Origin of the sequence: Endozoicomonas arenosclerae (assembly GCF_001562015.1) — a bacterium.
Lineage (GTDB): Bacteria > Pseudomonadota > Gammaproteobacteria > Pseudomonadales > Endozoicomonadaceae > Endozoicomonas_A > Endozoicomonas_A arenosclerae.
On sequence record NZ_LASA01000256.1, the window covers coordinates 1 to 3,346 of the forward strand.

Genomic DNA, 3,346 nt, shown 5'->3' on the forward strand with positions numbered 1-3,346 from the left:
CCGATTCGGATTTATATGAATATCTTAATCCACCTCTGCTTTTTTGCATTACTACATATTTCTTGTGATTATCTTCTATGAATTTAGAGATTGAGGATTCAATATTTTTCTTATTTGATATTATTTCTTCGATAGAACTTCCTTCTATTTCTTCGTTAAATGAATAATCCAAAATATGCTTTGCAATATTTTTTTTTGGATATTTTGATATTGCAATAGCTATCCCAACTGAAAAATTCGGGGTGTTTCCTATATGATAATAATGCGGTGGTAAGAGAAAAATATCTCCAGGGCTAATATTGAAAGTCTCTCCTTTCGATATTATTTTTTCTGGTTCGAAACAGTTTTTCGTAGGACCATTGATTCTATGAAAAAAATCAGGCTCAAATAAAGTCATTTCCTTTTCTGATGGACCAAGGTGAAAATGCACAACTTGTGTAAAAGGGTCGTCAACATGTATTCCAAATGGAGTATAACCATAGTTACCAATAAATAAAGTGCATTCAATAGTTGATGCGTCATAGCCCATTTCTTCAACAACAGGTTCGAATATATTTTTTGTAAATTTTGCTAAATCATCTGACCACTGCTCAGCACCATTAATAACTACAGCAAATTTTTTTTTATTTGATACTCTTTCGAAATACTGTTTGAGTGATTCATCAGTTATTGGCTTTGAATTGATAAAGTTAAATTCATCTTTTGGACTTAGTTTACCATCGATGTAGACACGATAAAAAGAGGATGTAGCATAATCTGCTTCTTTCGACATTCTACTAAATAGATTAAAAATAACTTCTTCATCTTTTATAGGCTTGAATGCATCCTCTATTAAGATCGGTTGCATTAATATTTTTTCGTTTTCTGGATCATATTCTTCTATCTTGTATATTTTCTCATGGCTAGTTATGTGGTTAATAAGTTTTTGTTTAGCTTCTGATTTTATTTTTAAAGGTTTTGTGTTTGTAATCATTGAAAATACTGGGGTTTTGGTTCTGTTCACAATAGATTTTGGCGTACTACCCCAAGGCCAGAAATGACAAGGGGAAATGTATTTTTGTGAATACACGAAATTGCAAGGCTCTCCGCGAGATTCCGTATATTGCCAATATTTAGTTTGAACAGAGCCGGAGTTTGATTTTTTTAGCGGGCTATCATTTTCAGCATTACAGAGCAGCCTTTCTTAAAGTATTACTACAAAATCTCTTGGAAAAATTAGGATTTCGTTGCAATCTTAGCTTAATCAGTTAATCTGAAGAACTATTGCAGATAGCCCTTGATTGATTCTTATACGTTGTGCATTCTTCTTATATGCTTAACTGGACGTGAAGCTTTTAGTGGCGAAGGCCTATTTTCTGAAACTTTTATACCAAGATCTTTCATTGATACTGGCTTTGAAACTTCTTTTTCTACTTTTTGATTTTTCATTGTTTTATCCTTATTTTTAGATGCTAATGAGTCGTTCATTAGCATCTAAAAGGTACCTGATTTTTTCCTTGCTTTCAACTGTAGGTTAAGTGTCGTTTACAATTCATTACGTTTGGTCGCGTAGCTTTTAGACTCTGTTGACACAAACCATTCAGGTTAAAACTGTATAGTTTCTCACCTCCGTACAGTTTACCATAGTCGTGCATACTGGGAGCCACAGTTCAGGTAGACAAAAAGATCGTGCTTCATACTTTTGAAGTCATCCCTCAGCGTTGGATCGTTGAGCGTTCATTTGCCTGGTTAGAAAACTGTCGCCGTTTATGGAAGAATACTGAGCGTAGACTGAATCCAAGCCTTCAATTTACGCATTTGGTAATCTTGCTGAGAAGACTATGAGCAGCTTCTGAGAACTATGATTTGGTAAAAGCAGCTTAAATCAGTGTCAATTTATACTGCCTCAGATCACATCTGTAAAAGAACAAGAAGAAAAAACTACGTTATCGAGTAACAGAATATAATATTATGAAGCTTACGCGACTTTCCATAGGTCACCCACACAGTGTAGCGACTGCTGTGGCGTTGGTGCTTATGTTTGGCATTATCAGTATCCGGGTATTGCCCATACAGCTATTCCCTGACATTGACCGGCCCCATCTGTTGATAGAGGTTTTCTGGCGTGCAGCGGCTCCTGAAGAGATGGAGTCCGAGATTGCTGCACCTCTAGAAAAAACACTCAACAATATTCCTGGACTTAAGGAAATAGAAAGCAACTCCGGTGGTGGATGGGTTGACATCGATCTGGAATTTGCCCTGAACACCGACATGCAGAAGACGCTTCTGGATGTTATTAACCGTCTGAATCGGGTCTCGGGCTTGCCTGAAGATATCAGCGGACCATTTGTAAGTAATAATAGTTCCAATGACAACCTGACCTTTTTCTTTATACAACAGTTACCCGGCAATGAGCGTTCCATCAAATCTTATCAATCACTGATCGACAGTCAGGTTAAGCCTGTGCTGGAAAGTATTCCCGGTGTTGCAGGGGTTGCTGTTCGAGGAGAAGGTCAGAGACAGCTGGAAATTGAGTTTGATGCCTGGAGAGCGGCTGAGCTGGGCATTACGATTCCTGAATTGTCCCAAAGAGTCGCTGCAGGTTTTGATGTATCGGGCGGCACGCTCAATATAGGTCGTCGAGAATTTAAACTGAGACTGGCTGGCAAATACGAAGTGGATGAGCTGGGTAATCTTGTTGTTGCCTGGCGAAATGGGAAACCTGTTTATCTGAGGGATATTGCAGAGGTTGGGATTACCCGGGGCAAAGAGCGAACACTGCGCATTCAGAATGGTAACCCGGCTATTGGTTTACAGGTTTTCAGAGAGTCCGGGGCCAATGCGCTGGAAGCTTTGATCGCACTGAAAAAAGAAGTGGTCTGGCTCAATGAAAAAGTTCTGAAACCAGAAGGGATTTTGATGGAGCAGTCGTTTGATGCGTCTGTTTTCATCAAACGAGCCTTGAATATGGTCAGCTCCAGCTTGTTGTTTGGTATTTTGCTGGCGACTGGCATTCTCTGGTGCTTCCTGCGCCGCTGGCGAGCCACACTGATGATAGCCATGGCGATTCCTATCTGCCTGATGCTTACCATCTGTTTGTTGAATATTGCCGGGCGAACTCTGAACGTTATTTCTCTGGCGGGTCTGGCCTTTTCTGTGGGTATGGTGCTGGATGCGGCCATTGTGGTTCTGGAAAGCATTATCAGGCAAAGGGAGAAACAACAGGAAAGCAAGGAAGAAAGTGCTGCAGTAGCGGCAGAGAAAGTCTGGGGAGCACTGCTGGCTTCCACTTTAACGACAGTAGCGATATTTCTTCCGGTTTTATTGCTGAATGATGTGGAAGGCCAACTGTTCTCTGACCTTGCTC

General features: G+C 39.9%; 3 protein-coding genes and 1 pseudogene. 2 read left to right on the forward strand and 2 right to left on the reverse strand.

Annotated features, from left to right (window positions below; all coding sequences use genetic code 11):
- Both WG89_RS28460 and WG89_RS28465 read right to left on the reverse strand, forming a co-directional pair.
- The coding region (locus tag WG89_RS28460; protein ID WP_172806957.1) for a cupin domain-containing protein at window positions 1–1,003 on the reverse strand (1,003 nt) is incomplete at its 3' end.
- A gap of 284 nt (window positions 1,004–1,287) precedes the next feature.
- Window positions 1,288–1,428, reverse strand: coding sequence for a hypothetical protein (locus WG89_RS28465; RefSeq protein ID WP_153301896.1), 141 nt, complete (start codon window positions 1,426–1,428; stop codon window positions 1,288–1,290).
- Between the two features lie 204 nt (window positions 1,429–1,632).
- Between WG89_RS28465 and WG89_RS29945 the strand changes: the two are divergent.
- Together WG89_RS29945 and WG89_RS28470 are read left to right on the forward strand one after the other, a co-directional pair.
- Window positions 1,633–1,824: pseudogene (locus WG89_RS29945) on the forward strand (transposase); the annotation flags it as partial.
- A 126-nt stretch (window positions 1,825–1,950) separates the two neighbouring features.
- The coding region (locus WG89_RS28470) for an efflux RND transporter permease subunit (RefSeq protein ID WP_172806958.1) at window positions 1,951–3,346 on the forward strand (1,396 nt) is incomplete at its 3' end.

What these genes read in the sequence shown, in the direction of transcription:
- WG89_RS28465 (WP_153301896.1), bottom strand. Translation starts at nt 1,428, where the DNA reads ATGAAAAATCAAAAAGTAGAAAAAGAAGTTTCAAAGCCAGTATCAATG.